The sequence below is a fragment of the Mesorhizobium sp. M2A.F.Ca.ET.037.01.1.1 genome (assembly GCF_003998075.1).
Lineage (GTDB): Bacteria > Pseudomonadota > Alphaproteobacteria > Rhizobiales > Rhizobiaceae > Mesorhizobium.
Window position 1 is genome coordinate 1 of sequence record NZ_RZSA01001447.1, and the last position, 1,129, is coordinate 1,129.

The window sequence follows — 1,129 nt, forward strand, 5'->3', positions numbered from 1 at the left end:
CCGGCGCGTCGCTCGCGGCGAGTTGCACGGTGACCGGCCGGAAGCGGCCGCCCTCATAGACGCGGTAGGTGCCGATCGCATGGCCGGAAAAGTTGCTCATCGCCCAAGGATAGAAGATGCCGACGGCGGCGCCGGCGATGAGGAGAAGGACAGAGAGGAAGCGCATTCAGACCCTTGGCTGTTTTGTTCGGCTAGCGGCTGTCCGCTCTATCTTTTTTTGACGCAATTCCGGACGGAAAACCGCCCACACTTTTCTGCTCTAGCGGTCTTCCCCTCGGGCAGCTTCGCGGACTCGCTCCATCTCGTCCAGAAACATTTCCAGGCCAAGCTCGAATGTCTTGTCGAAGCCGGCGCTGCCGAAATAGGCGCCGGCCTTCACAACGCTCGGATAGTCGCGCGCCAGCTCCTCGTCGCTGACCGTGGTGACGGCCGAAGGCCCCTTGGCGTAGCCGGCCGTCTCGTCGAGGATTGCGCCCATCAGATAGTAGCCGGCGGCGCGGAACAGGCGGGCGCTAAGCTCGGGGCCGAAGCCGCCATCCTCGAACAGGCCGATGATGGCGTTGAGCTTGGCAAGGCAGGGCGGCGAGTTCATGCGGTAGACGACGATGAAGGGCGCGAAGGCCGGGTGCTCGGTGGCGACACGGCGGAACTCCTGCATGCCGATGCGGGCCCGCTCGCGCCAGGGCAGATCAGCGCCAGGTATGACGAGCCCGCTCATCTGGCGGTCGACCAGCGCCTCGTAGAGATGCGCCTGCGAGGGAAAGTGGTGATAGATGCTCATCGCCTCGCAGCCGAGCCTGGCGGCGAGCTTGCGCATCGAAAAGCCGGACAGCCCTTCCCGCTCGATCACCTTGAAGGCAGCATCCTCGATCATCTCGCGGGAGAGCTTGCCGCGGGGGCGCTTTCTTTTGCTCGATGCATCCATGGCGGCGCTTGACAACTTACACTGTAAGGTTCATCGTTCGCATACCTTACATCGTAAGGCTAACAAAAACCAGAGGAGAACATCATGTCAGTCATTCGCATCGCCTCAGCCGTGCATTCCTGCCTTCGTTCCGCCTCGCTCATCGCCATCGCGGGCGCGTTTGCCGTGGCGCTCGCATCCGCGCCCGCCCGGGCTGATGACTAC

Annotated in this window: 1 protein-coding gene; it reads right to left on the reverse strand. The window is 63.2% G+C overall.

The window, feature by feature from the left end:
• Positions 1-259: 259 nt before the first annotated feature.
• Positions 260-925 carry a TetR/AcrR family transcriptional regulator gene (locus EOA27_RS37490; RefSeq protein ID WP_126078216.1) on the reverse strand — a complete coding sequence of 222 codons (666 nt, stop codon included), beginning with the start codon at positions 923-925 and terminating at the stop codon, positions 260-262.
• Between the last annotated feature and the right edge of the window lie 204 nt (positions 926-1,129).